Here is a 14,248-nt window from a genome sequence, read left to right on the forward strand (position 1 = left end):
CGAGCGGGGCGCGTTCGCTTCCAGTCCGGGGTGCGAAGCTGAAATTCCGGTGTCGGCAATCGGATTGGCGGGCGTAGGGTCGGAGCATGGGAGGAGACGCCGTACGGCTGGACGGGAACACCCTGGTGTTGCCCGGTGAGGTGGGGGTGCGGTTCATTCGCACGCTGAGACTGCCCGAGCAGGGGACGCATCCGCTGCCGCCCGGGCTCGGCGAGTTCCCGGTGCGGCGGGTGGCGGACTACGCCGCCTCGGTGCCGCCGGAATGGGCCGAACGCGGCGGCGTCATGCTGCCCATGTATCTGCGTGAGGCCATGTGGCTGTCGTTCTCCGCGAAGGAGCCCGCGGCGCTGCAGATCGGCGTGGGCAAGGTGTGCGCGGTGTCGGGGAAGCCGTGGAGCGCCCGGCTCGATCGCGATCCGCAGAACTACGTGGTGCTGCCCCGGCAGCCGTGGCTGGACGGCATCAATTCCGGGAAGGGCACCATCCGGCAATTCGTCGCGGTGCCACTGGGATTGGGCGCGACCGTGGAGGGGCAGGTCACCGGGGAGGAGACCTGGGGCGGGATTCAACTCCAGAACTTCGCGCTCAACGATCTCGAGCTCGCGCGCTGGCGCAAGGCCGAGGAGGAGCGCCGCGAGCGGGCGTCCCGGCGGCGTTACCGCAAGTCGGGTTCCGCCTTCCTGGCCGGAGCCCCCGGCGCTCTGCCGCCGCCGGCCGCGGCTCCGGCCTACGGCGCGCCGCCGCCGGCCCCGGGTGGTCATCCGGCCGGGGCGCCGCGCGCCACCGCCATGGGACTGGGCATCGGCGGCACCATGCGGCAGCAGATCTACAAAGACGAACGGCCCCTGTCGGATTGGTCCGCCGAGCGTTCGGGCCGCGTCTTCGTGCACCTGGTGACCCCGCCGGACTGGCGGCGCATCACCGGCGAAGCCGCGCCGCCGTCGCCGGTCGACCGCGCGGCGTACACCGCCGCGGGCCTACCCTGGTTCGACTACTTCGATTCGGACGCAACCGATCTCGCACCCGCCGACCCGCTCGCGAATGTGGTCCCGGTCGGTGACTGGCTGGGTGACGACCACGAACCCTGGCATCCACCGACGCCCGGTCAGGTGCATCAGTTGGGCGACAAGCAGGGCGAGCCCGTCGAGGACGGCGACTGGTAGGGGCTGGTCGTCCCAGGCGTGCCGAACGTCGCAGGCGCGCTGGGCGTCCGAGATGTCCGGCTAGTTGTCGGACATGTCCGAGGCCGCGTGGTCCGTGGGCGAGGCGCTCGCGGGCTGCGTGGTCTCCGGGCGGGTGGTGACCGGCGCCTCGGTGGTGGTGCGCGGGGATTCCGTTGTGGTCCGGCTGGATTCGGTCGTCACCGGCCGGGTGGTGGTGGTCGGGCGGGCCGGGGTCGAGCGGGTATTGCTCGGGTCGGCCGGATCCTCCGGGGTGCCGGTGACGGTGGAGATGGGAGCGCGCCGCGACGGCTGGTCGGCGGCCACCCGCCAGGTCGGGGACGGCGGGATGACGATGGCCGGGGTGGCGGAGGCGCCGCTCTTGGCCGAAGTCACCGGGGCCGCTTGCAGATCCGCGTTGATCGGCGGCGGTGCGACATAGGTGTCGGTGTGGCCGAGGCCGCACGCGCCGAGCAGGATGAGACCCGCCGAGACGGTGCCGACCGCGGCCGCGGCGTACACCACGGGCTTGGGCAGGTGACGCCACGGGGTGACCGCGTGGTCGTCCGCGCGGGCGTTGCTGCCGTCCATGGGTGGCACTCCTGATTCGTATCGAGTGGGCTCACCCTAACGGAGGCGATGGGCATCGGCCAGGCGGGTGGTCGGTTCGATCCGAGGACCCGCTCGGGGCATTTTCGGGGCCTCGAAAATATCTCAAACAGCAGTGATTCAGATATCGAATTAGTAAACTCGGCGCGTTTTGCATACGTGTCGCATGGACTTCCCGTTGCCGGGCCGTAATGTGTGTCCAAAGTTACACAAGAGACGCTCGAAATTAGCCGAGGGGCGCGCCGAAGATTCGCGAACCCGGCGGGCGTCACCGAGGAGTGGATGATGGGTGCATTCTCGACATCTCCGCTGCGCGCGTCGGCGCGCTCCGGAGAGCCTGCCGCCCCTCCGACGCCGCGGGTGCCGGCACTCCTGGCCCGTATCGCCGCCTGGGTGTTCTTTCTCGGCGGTCTCACCGGTGCGATTCTCGGTATTGCCGGACTGCGAGTGGAGATCACCGTCGCGGGTTTGATCCTGGCCTGTACCGCGGGTCTGATTCTGCTCAAGATTCGCGCCGACGCACACGATAGCTAATTTCTAGCGAATCAATTCCGATTGGTAATTGTCCACTCGAATGCCGTGGCTTCCGAGTTCGCGCCTTCGATGGTCCGGGATCGATTCGGTTCGCCGAGTTCTTTCAGCAAATCCTCGGAAATGTGCACCAAGTCCGACAATACGGACGGCGTGAACCATTCCGGCCGAGTCGCGAACAACAGATCCTCGCTCGAGGTGTTCCCGGAGGCGCCCGGCGCGAACGGGCAGCCGCCCAGCCCGCCCAGCGAACCGTCCACCACACCCGCGCCCGCGGCCAGCGCCGCCAGCGAATTGGCCACCCCCATACCCCAGGTGTCGTGCCCGTGGAAGACGATGCGGTGCTCCGGAGTTCCCCAGCGCCCGCTCGCGGCCACCGAAGCCACCAGTGCGCCAACCTGACCCGGATGCGCTTGCCCGAGGGTATCGGCGATCACGATGTCCGAGGCGCCCTCCGCGCGCGGATCGGCCGCGATGGCCAGCACCCGCGCCGGATCCACCGGCCCGTCGAACGGGCAGGTGAAAGCCGTTGCCAGACAGAGCTGGATGCGCCCGCCCGCCTCGTGCGCGTACCGCGCCGCCTCCGGCATGGCGGCCAGGCTGTCCTCGGTGGTGCGGCCGATATTGGCCTTGTTGTGCGCGTCCGACACCGAGAAGCAGTACTGGAAGTTGCGCACCCCGGCCTCGGCGGCCTTGGCCACGTGCCGCGGCGTGGCCACCCACACCCAGCAGCGTTCCAGCTCCTCGGGTGTCAGCCGTTCGACCAGTTCGAGGGTATTGGCCATGGGCGGCACCAGATCCGGGCGCGCCATGGAACCGATCTCCAGCTCCGGCACGCCCGCGGCCAGCAGCTGCCGGGCGATCTGGACCTTGCGTTCGGTGGGCAGCACCTTCCCGGTGAGCTGCAGGCCGTCGCGCAGCGTGACATCGCGCAGGGTCATGACTTCGCCTCCAGGGCATCGATCTCGGCGTCGGTCAGGCCGAGCAGCTCGGACAGCACCTCGCGGGTGTGCTCGCCGAGGTCCGGGCCGACATTGCGGATGGGCAGCGATTGCCCGCCGATCACGGGCACGATGCCGGGGAAACCGACTTCCTTGGGCTCCGGCTCGCCCACGTCCACCGGGAAGGGCTGGATCATATTGCGCGCCTTGTACTGCTCGTCGGTGACGATGTCGGCGGCGGTGTAGATGGGCCCGCACGGGATGGCGGCCGCCTCCAGCACCTTCAGCGCTTCCTCGCGGGTGCGCAGGCGCGTCCATTCGGCGATCGAGGCGTCCAGCCGATCGCGGTTGCGCCAGCGTCCCGCGTTGTCCTGTAACTCGGGGTCGGCGGCCAGGTCGGGGCGGTCGATGACCTGCATGTAGCGCTGGAAGATGGCATCGCCGTTGCCGCCGATGATGATGCTGTAGCCGTCGCTGGTCGGATAGGCATTGCTGGGCGCGATGCCCTCCATCCGCCCGCCGACCCGCTCGCGATTGATGCCGTAGGCCAGATAGTCGGGCACCAGCGATTCCATCACCGAGAGGATGGACTCGTTCAGCGCCACGTCGATGATGCGCTGCTCCAACGGAACCCGCTGCACCCGTTCCCGCTGGAACAGGGCCATGACGGTGCCGAAGGCGGCGTAGATGCCCGCGATGGAATCGCCGATCGATACGCCGACCCGCACCGGCGGCCGGTCCGGATCGCCCACGAGTTCGCGCAGCCCGCCGACCGCCTCGGCCACCGCCGCGAAGCCCGGCCGCTGCGACAGCGGCCCGGTCTGCCCGTAGGCGGAGATCCGCGTGATGACCAGATCCGGATTCGCAGCGTTCAGCACCTCGGGCCCGAGTCCCCACTTCTCGAGCATCCCCGGCCGGAAGTTCTCCAGCAGCACATCGCACTGCTTGATCAGGTCGAGGACGATCCCGCGCCCGGCCTCGGTGCGCAGATCCAGCGTGATCGACTTCTTGTTCCGGTTGACCGTCCGGTACAACATCGAGGTATCGCCGCCGTACAGCCGCCAATTCCGCAGCTCGTCACCGGTTTCCGGCCGCTCGACCTTGATCACCTCGGCCCCGAAGTCCCCGAGTATCCGCCCCGCAGTCGGTGCGGCCACATAGTTACCCAACTCCAGAACCCGAACGCCGTCGAGCGGCCGAATCTCCATGCCCACAGTCTGCATGATGAGGTTCGCTCGAATCCGGCGAAGCTGGCGCGATGGCCTGCGAACTGTGAACGGCCAAGTCGCACCAGGGCACCGGATGCGAGCCCCAGGCCCTCTCCACAGTCGAAAGATCGACCTACAGGTTCGCGGCCGTCCCGATTCTGGACTGCGGCTCGATAGACCTCCGCCTTGGAGCGGGGGAGCGAAGCGGAGGAGCGGAGGAGGGAAGAATCGGGACCTCAGGGCCGCGAACCCGCCCGGAGCGAAGCGGAGGGCAAATCAAACACAGCGCGGGGCGTGACCTCCTCGATGATCGAGTAGTGCTCGGCGTTGCCGGTGATGATGGTGCTCGGGTCGCCGTGCACGTCGACGGGGACGTCGCCCGCCAGGGTGATGCGGGTGAGGCGGCGGGGCTGGCCGTCGTAGTCGTCGATGGCGTAGTGCTGGGTGGCACGGTTGTCCCAGATCGCGACGTCGCCGAGCTGCCAGTTCCAGCGGGTGGTGTTCTCCAGGCGGGTGACGCGGTTCTGGAGGAGCTGGAACAGGGCCTGGGATTCGGCGGCGGAGAAGCCGACGAAGTTCTTCACGAAGTGGCCGAGCAGCAGGGCGCGTTCGCCGGTCACGGGGTGCACGCGCACCACCGGGTGCTCGGTCTCGTAGTAGCTGGACTCGAATTCCTCGCGGTAGGCCTTGATATTGGCGGTCACGTCCGCGTTCTCGCCACGCGCCACCTCGGTCCGGTCGGCGGCGTAGTCGTAGGCGTTGGTGTGGCGGGCCCGCAGGTTCTCGACGAACACCTTGAGCGGCGCGGGCAGCGAATCGTAGGCGGCCACGGTGGAAGCCCAGGTGGTGGAGCCGCCGTAGGACGGCAGGTGCACCGCGCGCAGGATGGACGCCTTCGGCACCCGGTCCACGAAGGTGACATCGGTGTGCCAGCTGTTGGCGCGGCCGTACTCGGAGTCGATGGGCAGGGTCTTGACGCCCTTGGAGGTGACGGTCGGGTGCGGGGTGGTGGGCGCGCCCAGCAGCTGCGCGAACTCGTACTGCCCGTCCTCGGTCAGATGCTCCTGGCCGCGGAAGAAGATCACCTTGTGCTTGTGCAGCGCGTCCTGGATGGCCTGCACGGTCACCGAATCCAGGTCGCCGCTGAGCCGGACGCCGTCGATGCGCGCACCGATCCTGCTGCCCAGCTGCACGACCATGGGGGTGGAAGTTGCGTAATCGACGGACATGCCATGCCTTTCGCCCGATGGAGTCCGGCTCGGATTCGAGCCATGATCAGGACACCATCGGATACGCCGCCGAAACAGGTTCAGGATCAGCGGGATCGAAAGGACGGCGGCGGGCGCCGCGGGCGCTCAGCCCAGGTGTTCGCGCAGATACTTCAGATCGTCGGCCACGCCCTCGGCGGGGGTTTCCAGGATCACCGGCGCGCCCGCGGTGCGGCACACCTCCGCCAGCAACTGCGGATCGATGGTGCCGTCGGCGAAATTGGCGTGCCGGTCCGCGCCCGAGTCGAAGGCGTCGCGCGAGGAGTTCAGGTGCACCAGGTCGATGCGCCCGGTGATGGCCTTGATCCGTTCCACGATCCCGACCAGTTCCTCACCGCCCGCCCAGGCGTGGCAGGTGTCCAGGCAGAACCCGGCCCCGTACTCGCCGACCGCGTCCCACAGCCGCCCGATATCGTCGAAATACCGTGCCATGGCGTGATTCCCGCCGGCCGTGTTCTCGATCAGGATCGGCACCGCGAACCCGCCCTTGTCGGCCTGGCGTTCGAACAGTTTGCGCCAGTTGACGAATCCCTCCGCCATCTCCTCGTCGGAGCGGACATGCCCGCCGTGCACCACCAGGCCGAACGCTCCCAGGTCGGCGGCGGCCTTGGCCTGCTGCGCCACCGCGTTGCGCGAGGGCATGCGCAGCCGGTTGTTCAGGCTGGCCACATTGATCTGATACGACGAGTGCACCACCACGTCGATGTCGCTGGCCTTGATCTGCTCGGTCTGCGGGTGGGGTTTGGGTTTGTCCCAGCTCTGCGGATCCACCACGAACATCTGGATGACATCGGCCCCGAGCTGCTCGCCGAAGCCGATCGGGTCGCTGTCCGTCCGGACGTGAGCTCCAATGCGCATACGCCCAGCGTATCCCCGACCCCCGACAGCTCAGGGCGGGTCCGGCCGGGACGACAAGCAAACGTTGAGTGTTGCGTTAGCGAGTCGTGTGTAGATAGTTCGGTAGGAATTCCGAAGCCCGGCCGATCAGAGGAGGTGAATACCGTTGCAGGCGAACGCTGCATGTTCGCGCGGCGCGCCCGGCCCGGCGCGCGGCGCGGGTCGGATCGGCTACAGTTTCGGTGTTTTCCGGATCGGCCCGTTAACGATCACGCCGATCGTCTGTGGTACTCCGCACGCTGGTGGGTCCCGGCGCGTGGAGTGGGAAGTGGGAGATCGTCATGCTGTCCGAAGGTGACGTTTTTGCTGAGTATGTCATCGAGCGGCAGCTCGGCCGGGGTGGCATGGGGTCGGTGTACCTGGCCAAACACCCACGGCTGCCCCGTCTGACGGCGCTCAAGCTGCTGAATCGGGAGATGGTCTTCGACAAGGAGGTCCGGGCCCGTTTCGAACGTGAGGCCGACCTGGTCGCCCAGCTGGACCACCACAACATCGTCACCGTCTACGACCGCGGGATGGAAGACGGCCAGCTGTGGATCTCCATGCAGTACATCGACGGCATCGACGCCGCCAGCGTGAATCCGCAGACCCTGCCGCCCGAGCGGGCCGTGCAGATCGTCGCCGAGATGGCCGACGCCCTCGACTACGCGCACCGCAACGAGGTGCTGCACCGGGACGTGAAGCCCGCCAATATCCTGCTGGCCCGCTCCACCGGCGGTAAGGGCGAGCGGGTGTACCTGACCGACTTCGGCATCGCCCGTCTGCGTGACGACAGCGGTCATCTCACCCAGACCGGGACGTTCACCGCGACCCTCGCCTACGCCTCGCCCGAACAGCTGACCGGGTCCGCGCTGGACGGCCGCTCCGACCAGTACTCGCTGGCGTGCACGCTGTTCTGGCTGTTCACCGGATCCGGGCCGTTCTCGGCCACCAACCCGGCCGCGGTCATCCAGGGGCACCTGCAGAATCCGCCGCCGCCGCTGAGCAGTGCGCGGGCCGGACTGCCGCCGAGCATGGACATGGTGATCGCCAAGGCCATGGCCAAGCGGCCCGAGGACCGCTTCGCCAGTTGCAGCGACTTCGCGGCGGCCGCGCGCAGTGCGCTCGCGAATCCGAGCGCGCCCGCCATCCCGCTGGTCAACCGGACCGCGCCGCCCATGCCGGTCATGCCCTACACCGGGGGACCGGCTCCGGTCGCGCCGCTGACCGGTGGCGGCATGCAGACCGGGATGCCCATGTACACCGGTGGCGCGATGCCGACCGGTGGGCCCATGCCGACCGGTGGGCCGATGCAGACCGGCAATCCGCTGACCGGCGGCGCGCACCAGACGGGGACGCCGGTCACCGGCGGCCCCATGCAGACCGCGCGCCCGCAGACCACGCCGCCGACCCCGGCGGTGCCGTATCCGGCTCCGACACAGGTCAATCCGGTCAATCCGGTCCCGCTCAAGCCGGTGACCGGCAGCTATACCGGCCACGGCGCCAACCAGTACACGCAGCCCCCGGCCTACGGCTACGCGGGCCCGGGTCAGCAGCAGCGGCCGCCGCTCGCCGGGCCGATGCCGCCCAAGAAGTCCAATGCCGGGCTCATCATCGGCATCGTGTCCGCGGCCGTGGTGCTGCTGATCGTCCTGGTCGTGGTGCTGGCGGCGATCGGCAGCGAGACGGGTGACGACAAGATGGGGTCGCCGACCATCTCGGCCACCACGTCGCCGGGTGCCGCGCCCAAGAGCGACAAGTCGATCGACTGGTCGGCCGCGGCCAAGGAGTTCCCGAAGCTGTTGCCCGCCACCAAGACCGGCGGCAAGGGCCTCAATGGCGCGACCTGCTGGGTGGCCGACTCCCCGGTCTCCTCCGACGCCACCGACGGCACCCCCGACTTCGGCGACTGGAAGGTGCAGTGGCGCTGCTACGGCGGCAGCGACAACAAGGACCCCTTCTACCGCATCTTCGCCTACTCCTCGTCGGCCGACGCGCAGTCGGTGGTGAAGGGCCTGACCGCCGACACCACCACCCAGGACACCAACGGCGGCAAGACCTACACCAACTACCAGATGACCGACGACAGCCACCCGCGCATGGTGACCGCCTTCACCGACCCGGGCCGCACCCAGTACCTCATGTACACCGACGGCCTGGTCGGCAGCATCGACGACGTCGTCAAGTGGTGGAAGAGCGCCCCCATCAACTGACCTGACCTGGGCAGTTCGAAACCCCTGTCCGATCACGCTAGTGTCGCGCACGCACTGGTTCGCGGCCCGTCTCGTTCTGGACCGAGCGGAGCGGGGGAGCGCAGGGAGGGAAGAACGAGACCTCCAGGGCCGCGAACCCGCCGGAGCGAAGCGGAGGCAGTTAGATACAGGAAGGGTCTTTGTGCTGCGCAGCGGGGAGTTGTTCGCCGGGTACGAGATCGAACGCGAACTCGGACGCGGTGGGATGGGGGCGGTGTACCTCGCCCGGCATCCGCGCCTGCCTCGACTGATCGCGCTCAAGCTGCTGGGCCGGGAGCTGTTCGGCGATGCGGAGATCCGGGGCCGGTTCGAGCGGGAGGGCGATCTGATCGCCCGGCTCGATCACCCGAATATCGTGCCGATCTACGACCGGGGCATCGACGATGCGCAGCCGTGGATCGCCATGCGGTATGTCGACGGACCGGACGCCTCCCAGCTGGAGGCGGCGAATCTGCCGCCGCGCGAGGCGATCCGGATCATTGCCGAGACCGCCCGGGCGCTGGACTTCGCGCACAAGCGCGGGGTGCTGCACCGGGATGTCAAGCCCGCCAACATTCTGCTGGAGCGGGCCGACGGCGAGGAACGGGTCTTCCTCGCCGACTTCGGTATCGCGCGCCTGCGCGACGACGCGAGCAAGCTCACCCAGACCGGCTCGTTCACCGCGACGCTGACCTACGCCTCGCCCGAACAGCTCTCGGGCCAGCCCCTCGATCCGCGATCGGACCAGTATTCGCTGGCCTGCACCCTGTTCCGGCTGCTGACCGGGAACGTGCCGTTCGACGCCGAACATCCGGTCGGCATCATCCACGGTCACCTGAACCAGACGCCGCCGCCGGTGAGCGGGCTGCGGCCCGGCCTGCCCGCGGCCCTGGACGCGGTCCTGGCCCGGGCCCTCGCGAAACACCCTGAGGGACGGTTCGATTCGTGCGGCGAGTTCGCGGCCGCGGCGCAGGACGCGCTGGAGAATCCGGCGGGTGCGACGCAGTTCCTCGTGCCCGCGCCGTTCGGGCACGGTGGGCCGCCGAGATCGTCCGGCCCGGCTCCCACAGCGGTGCTGAACGCCCCGGCGGGCGTCGATCCGAATTCCGTTCCGGGACCGCGCCGGACGATGCAGTACACCGCGATGGCTCCGGTGACCACGCCGCCGCGTCCGCTGCCGCCGCCCCCACCAGCGCCCCGCAAGAAGCGTTCCAAGCTGCGCGGCTGCCTGATCGGCGCGGCCGCGATCGTGGTGCTGCCGCTGGTGGGCATCGCGGGCTGCCTGGCCGTGCTCGACCGGGCCGCGACCTCGAACACCCCCGCGACCACCACCGCCGCGCCCGCGCCGAGTACCGAGGAGGCGCCCGCGCCGACCGAGGCGACCGAGCCCGCCGGGGTCCCCGAGCACGCGGGCGCGGACGCGCAGCTGCTGAGCAAGCGCTTCCCGCAGATGCTGCCGCCCGCCGACCCGTCCGCCGAGACCAATGCCGGCATCGGCTACCAGGGCGCGGCCTGCACGACCTACCAGCACTCCGCGCCGCCGCCGGACTCCGGTTCCGGGGACCCGGATCTGGGCGACTGGTCGGTGGCCTGGGACTGCGCGGGCGGTGTCGGCCATCCGGCGTACCGGTTCGTCATGTACTCCTCCACCGCCGAGCTGGAAGAGGCGCTGGCCGCGCTGCCCGGCTACACCCGCTCCGAGGTCAAGGTGCGCGGCGGGAAGTACACGAACTACCAGATCAGCGGCAGTGCGCTGCTGCGCCCGCGGCTGGTGACGGAGTTCCACGCCAAGGAGGGTAAGGACGCCAAGGACGGCAAGCACGCCTTCCTCATGTACAGCACCGGCTTCCTCGCCACGGATGACCAGTTGCTGGACTGGTGGCGGTCCGCCCCCATCAATTGACGCTCCGACCCGGTCGTTTGTGTGGACTTCGTGAGGACACGGCCATCAGGGACATCCCGGATGGCATCCGCCCGCGAAGCTCGACACACTGGACAGCATGACTTCGAACGTCTCGGAATCCGTCACTCTCGACACAGGCACCGACACGGCCGCGGCTCGCGCGACCGACCTGGTGAAGGTCTACGGCTCCGGCGATACACAGGTCCGCGCGCTCGCCGGGGTCACGGCCGAGTTCGCGAAGGGGGAGTTCACCGCGATCATGGGCCCTTCGGGTTCCGGCAAGTCGACGCTCATGCACTGCCTGGCCGGGCTCGACGCGGCCACCGCGGGCACGGTCCACATCGGTGACACCGATCTGACCCGGCTCTCGGACAAGCAGATGACGAACCTGCGCCGCGACCGGATCGGCTTCGTGTTCCAGGCTTTCAACCTGGTTCCCACCCTGACCGCGCTGGAGAACATCACGCTGCCGCTGGACATCGCGGGCCGCAAGCCCGACGAGGAGTGGCTCTCCACGGTGACCAAGCGGCTCGGCCTGAACGACCGCCTGACGCACCGGCCCGCCGAACTGTCCGGTGGCCAGCAGCAGCGTGTGGCCTGCGCCCGCGCGCTGGCCGGGAAGCCGGACATCATCTTCGGCGACGAGCCGACCGGCAACCTGGACTCGCACTCCTCCGGTGAGGTGCTGTCGATTCTGCGGGCCGCGGTCGACGAGTTCGGGCAGACCGTGGTCATCGTGACCCACGATCCGCGCGCGGCCTCGCACGCCGACCGGGTGGTGTTCCTCGCCGACGGCCAGATCGTGGACGAGCTGCGCGAGCCCACCGCGGATTCCATTCTGGACAAGATGAAGTCGCTGGAGACGACCGCCGGGGAGGACGAGCTCTGATGGCCGGCTCGCCGATGCGCAAGGTCGCCTTGCGCAATCTCGCCGCGCACAAGGTGCGGCTGGTGCTGACCCTGCTGTCGGTGGTGCTCGGCACCGCCTTCATCTCCGGGTCGTTCATCTTCACCGACACTCTGCAGAGCACCTTCGACGGCATCTTCGCCAGTCAGGCCAAGGGCGTCGACGTGCGGGTGCAGCCCAAGGGGCAGCAGTCGCTGGGCGTGCCGGACGATGTGGTGACCAAGATTTCCCAGCTGGACGGGGTCCGCACCGTCGCGCCGAGTGTCAACGGACCCGTGGTCCTGCTGAAGAACGGGCACGCCGTACAGACCGGTGGCGCACCGGCTTTCGGGCGGTCGTATCTGCCACCGGAGAAGTCGGTGGCCGAGCCGGAGAAGTACGTCGACGGCGTTCCGCCCGCCAAGCCGGGTGAGATCTCCATCAATAACGGCGGCGCGGATCGGGCCGGATTGAAGGTCGGCGATCGCACCCAGGTGCTGGTGCCGTCCAAGGGCAATATCGATGTGACCGTGTCCGGCATCTACGAGATCGACGGCTCCTCCAATACCGGTGGCTTCGTGCAGCTGCTGTTCGAGGACACGCAGGCGCGGCAGTTGTTCACCGACGGCAAGCATGTGGCGTGGGTGGACGTCGCGGCCCGGCCCGGTGTGAAGGCCGACGATCTGCGCGACGAGATCAAGGCGGCGCTGCCCGAGTACAAGGTGCAGAACGCCGATGAGGTGCGCGAGGACTTCAAGGCGCAGCTGGGCAACGCGCTGAAGTTCATCAACTACTTCCTGCTGGCGTTCGGGTCCATCGCGCTGCTGGTGGGCACGTTCATCATCTACAACACCTTCTCCATGCTGGTGGCGCAGCGACTGCGGGAGCTGGCGCTGCTGCGGGCGGTCGGCGCGAGCCGGCAGCAGATCGCGCGGTCGGTGGTGGGGGAGTCGCTGATCGTCGGATTGATCGGCAGCGCACTGGGTCTGGCCGCCGGCGTCGGGCTGGCGTTCGGATTGTCCGGACTGCTCAACGCGTTCAAGCTGGGGCTGCCCACCGGGACGATGTCGCTGGAAACGCGGACCGTGGTGGTGGCGATCGTGGTCGGCACCGTCGTGACGGTGCTCAGCGCGTACGCCCCGGCGCGGCGGGCGGCCAAGGTGCCGCCGGTGGAGGCCATGCGGTCGGAGTCCAATTCGTCCGGAGAGTCGTTGCGGCTGCGGACCATTGTCGGCGCGGTGCTGGCGGTGGCCGGTGTGGTGCTGGTGGTGCTCGGCGCGCGCGGTACCGGTGGGACGGCCGCCTCGGTGGTCGGGATCGGTGCGGCCGCACTGATTCTCGCGGTGCTGTTCGCCTCGCCCGCCCTGTCGCGGCCGGTGGTGTCGGCGCTCGGGGTGCTGACCCGGCCGTTCGGCCCGGTCGGACGGATGGCGCGCAACAACGCGATTCGCAATCCGCGGCGCACCGCGGCGACCGCGTTCGCGTTGACGCTGGGCCTGATGCTGGTGTCGGCCATCGGCATGTTGGGGTCCTCGGCCAAGGCCAGCATCAGCGAACTGGTCGACCACGGCGTGAAGGCCGACTACATGCTGGCGGGCCCGCCCGGCGGCCTGATCGGCGTCCCGCTCGCCGCCACCGCCACCGTCGCCCAGGTGCCGCAGGTCAAGGATGTGGTGGCCTTCCACGGGGTGGCGTTGAAGGTCGACGGCAAGCAGGTGCTGGGCACCGCGCCCGAGGGGCAGATGACCAGAGTGCTCGACTACACCATGCGCGAAGGCACCGACCAGCTCGGCGCGGACGACATCATGGTCTCGGAAACCTTTGCGGCCGACCACGGTTGGCATGTCGGTGACAGCGTCGACATCACCAGCCTGGACTACCGCAAGTTCCCGGTCACCGTGGCGGGCGTCTACAAGGACACCCAGCTGCTGCAGAACCTGGTGACCTCCATGTCCCTGTACGACCGGACCGTGCCGGTCAGCTACCAGAGCAGCTTCCTGGTCCTGGTCGCTGCCCAGCCGGGCGCGGACCTGCCGGCCATGCGCGCCAACCTGGAGAAGGCCACCGAGCAGTACGTGATCGTCCAGGTCCAGGACCGCGAGGACTTCAAGGGCGCGCAGGGCAAGCAGATCGACACCCTGCTGGCCATCCTCTACGGCCTGCTGGCCCTGGCGGTGGTGATCGCAATCCTCGGCATCGTCAACACCCTGGCCCTGTCGGTCGTGGAACGCCGCCGCGAGATCGGCATGCTCCGCGCGGTCGGCATGCAGCGCCCGCAGGTGCGCCGCAGCATCTACCTGGAATCCATGCTGATCGCCATCTTCGGTGCGGTGGTCGGCGTCATTCTCGGCATCGGTCTCGGCATCGGATTCCTCAGCACCCTGAAGGATCTCGGCATCGCGACCATCGCCGTCCCCTGGGGGCAGATCATCCTGATGCTCCTGGCGTCCGGTTTCGTCGGTGTGCTGGCCGCCCTGTGGCCCGCCATCCGAGCCGCCCGCACACCCCCGCTGGCCGCCATCGCGGACCTGTGACCGGCTCCGCGCCCCAGGCCGTCATCCCGTCGGTTCCTTCGCCCATGAAAGCGGGGGCCTTCGGAAATGGCAGCGTTTCACTAACGTGACTGGCCTGGGGC

The 14,248-nt window shown here is 68.8% G+C and carries 11 protein-coding genes; 6 read left to right on the forward strand and 5 right to left on the reverse strand.

Features of this window, described 5'->3' with window-relative positions:
• Positions 1 to 86 precede the first annotated feature (86 nt).
• Positions 87 to 1,163, forward strand: coding sequence for a hypothetical protein (locus ACFV4K_RS29570; RefSeq protein ID WP_379279340.1), 1,077 nt, complete (start codon positions 87 to 89; stop codon positions 1,161 to 1,163).
• A 60-nt stretch (positions 1,164 to 1,223) separates the two neighbouring features.
• Here ACFV4K_RS29570 and ACFV4K_RS29575 read toward each other — a convergent pair whose 3' ends face one another.
• Positions 1,224 to 1,751: a hypothetical protein gene (locus ACFV4K_RS29575; protein WP_379279341.1), complete on the reverse strand. Its 528-nt coding sequence runs from the start codon at positions 1,749 to 1,751 to the stop codon at positions 1,224 to 1,226.
• 303 nt (positions 1,752 to 2,054) lie between these two features.
• Here ACFV4K_RS29575 and ACFV4K_RS29580 point away from each other — a divergent pair, with 303 nt between their 5' ends.
• Complete coding sequence (locus tag ACFV4K_RS29580) at positions 2,055 to 2,303, forward strand: hypothetical protein (protein WP_379279343.1); 249 nt, start codon at positions 2,055 to 2,057, stop codon at positions 2,301 to 2,303.
• A gap of 11 nt (positions 2,304 to 2,314) precedes the next feature.
• Here ACFV4K_RS29580 and ACFV4K_RS29585 read toward each other — a convergent pair whose 3' ends face one another.
• From ACFV4K_RS29585 to ACFV4K_RS29600, 4 genes are all read right to left on the reverse strand, one after another.
• A complete protein-coding gene (locus tag ACFV4K_RS29585) occupies positions 2,315 to 3,241 on the reverse strand; it encodes a hydroxymethylglutaryl-CoA lyase (RefSeq protein WP_379279345.1) in 927 nt (308 codons plus the stop codon).
• The gene (locus ACFV4K_RS29590) at positions 3,238 to 4,449 is read right to left on the reverse strand and encodes a CaiB/BaiF CoA transferase family protein (RefSeq protein ID WP_379279346.1); all 1,212 of its coding nucleotides are present in this window, start codon (positions 4,447 to 4,449) and stop codon (positions 3,238 to 3,240) included. Before ACFV4K_RS29590 ends, ACFV4K_RS29585 begins: the two co-directional genes overlap by 4 nt.
• Before the next feature lie 236 nt (positions 4,450 to 4,685).
• Positions 4,686 to 5,678, reverse strand: a complete 993-nt coding sequence (locus tag ACFV4K_RS29595; RefSeq protein WP_379279348.1) for a TauD/TfdA dioxygenase family protein — start codon at positions 5,676 to 5,678, stop codon at positions 4,686 to 4,688.
• Between the two features lie 126 nt (positions 5,679 to 5,804).
• Positions 5,805 to 6,575: a deoxyribonuclease IV gene (locus ACFV4K_RS29600; RefSeq protein WP_379279349.1), complete on the reverse strand. Its 771-nt coding sequence runs from the start codon at positions 6,573 to 6,575 to the stop codon at positions 5,805 to 5,807.
• 320 nt (positions 6,576 to 6,895) lie between these two features.
• Here ACFV4K_RS29600 and ACFV4K_RS29605 point away from each other — a divergent pair, with 320 nt between their 5' ends.
• The 4 genes from ACFV4K_RS29605 to ACFV4K_RS29620 all read left to right on the forward strand — a co-directional run bounded on the left by ACFV4K_RS29605 (position 6,896) and on the right by ACFV4K_RS29620 (position 14,147).
• Positions 6,896 to 8,806: a serine/threonine protein kinase gene (locus ACFV4K_RS29605; RefSeq protein ID WP_379279351.1), complete on the forward strand. Its 1,911-nt coding sequence runs from the start codon at positions 6,896 to 6,898 to the stop codon at positions 8,804 to 8,806.
• A gap of 181 nt (positions 8,807 to 8,987) precedes the next feature.
• Positions 8,988 to 10,727: a protein kinase gene (locus ACFV4K_RS29610; RefSeq protein ID WP_379279352.1), complete on the forward strand. Its 1,740-nt coding sequence runs from the start codon at positions 8,988 to 8,990 to the stop codon at positions 10,725 to 10,727.
• 97 nt (positions 10,728 to 10,824) lie between these two features.
• Positions 10,825 to 11,616, forward strand: a complete 792-nt coding sequence (locus ACFV4K_RS29615; protein WP_379279354.1) for an ABC transporter ATP-binding protein — start codon at positions 10,825 to 10,827, stop codon at positions 11,614 to 11,616.
• On the forward strand, positions 11,616 to 14,147 hold the full coding sequence (locus ACFV4K_RS29620) for an ABC transporter permease (protein ID WP_379279356.1): 2,532 nt from the start codon (positions 11,616 to 11,618) through the stop codon (positions 14,145 to 14,147). The genes ACFV4K_RS29615 and ACFV4K_RS29620 overlap by 1 nt, the downstream gene beginning before the upstream one ends.
• Positions 14,148 to 14,248: the final 101 nt, after the last annotated feature.

This window comes from Nocardia sp. NPDC059764, from assembly GCF_042732555.1.
Lineage (GTDB): Bacteria > Actinomycetota > Actinomycetes > Mycobacteriales > Mycobacteriaceae > Nocardia.

Coding starts and splice junctions, on each gene's coding strand:
- ACFV4K_RS29570 (WP_379279340.1), top strand. CDS start 87: ATGGGAGGAGACGCCGTACGGCTGGACGGGAACACCCTGGTGTTGCCC.
- ACFV4K_RS29575 (WP_379279341.1), bottom strand. CDS start 1,751: ATGGACGGCAGCAACGCCCGCGCGGACGACCACGCGGTCACCCCGTGG.
- ACFV4K_RS29580 (WP_379279343.1), top strand. CDS start 2,055: ATGGGTGCATTCTCGACATCTCCGCTGCGCGCGTCGGCGCGCTCCGGA.
- ACFV4K_RS29585 (WP_379279345.1), bottom strand. CDS start 3,241: ATGACCCTGCGCGATGTCACGCTGCGCGACGGCCTGCAGCTCACCGGG.
- ACFV4K_RS29590 (WP_379279346.1), bottom strand. CDS start 4,449: ATGGAGATTCGGCCGCTCGACGGCGTTCGGGTTCTGGAGTTGGGTAAC.
- ACFV4K_RS29595 (WP_379279348.1), bottom strand. CDS start 5,678: ATGTCCGTCGATTACGCAACTTCCACCCCCATGGTCGTGCAGCTGGGC.
- ACFV4K_RS29600 (WP_379279349.1), bottom strand. CDS start 6,575: ATGCGCATTGGAGCTCACGTCCGGACGGACAGCGACCCGATCGGCTTC.
- ACFV4K_RS29605 (WP_379279351.1), top strand. CDS start 6,896: ATGCTGTCCGAAGGTGACGTTTTTGCTGAGTATGTCATCGAGCGGCAG.
- ACFV4K_RS29615 (WP_379279354.1), top strand. CDS start 10,825: ATGACTTCGAACGTCTCGGAATCCGTCACTCTCGACACAGGCACCGAC.
- ACFV4K_RS29620 (WP_379279356.1), top strand. CDS start 11,616: ATGGCCGGCTCGCCGATGCGCAAGGTCGCCTTGCGCAATCTCGCCGCG.